The organism is Streptomyces sp. P17 (assembly GCF_032436805.1).
In the GTDB taxonomy this organism is placed as follows: Bacteria; Actinomycetota; Actinomycetes; order Streptomycetales; family Streptomycetaceae; genus Streptomyces.
In genome coordinates, this window is sequence record NZ_JAVRBF010001460.1 from 1 (window position 1) to 237 (window position 237).

The 237-nt window shown below is 68.4% G+C and carries 1 protein-coding gene; it reads left to right on the forward strand.

The genetic code is table 11. The features are described from left to right. The coding region (locus RMT89_RS45355) for a helicase HerA-like domain-containing protein (RefSeq protein ID WP_315889587.1) at positions 1-237 on the forward strand (237 nt) is incomplete at both ends.

Consider the following 237-nt stretch of genomic DNA (forward strand, 5'->3'; position numbering starts at 1 on the left):
TGTCGCTTCAGGTGCTCGCGGAAGGCTTCGCGCGCGCCGGCGTGCCGGTTTTTGCAGCCGACATCAAGGGCGACCTGTCGGGCATCGCCGAACCCGGAGAAGCGAAGGATGCAATCGTGGCGCGGGCGCGCGACATGGGGCTGACGTTCCAGCCGGACCGGTTCTCGACCATCTTCTGGGATGTGTTCGGCGAGCAGGGCCATCCGGTGCGGGCCACCGTGTCCGAGATGGGGCCCC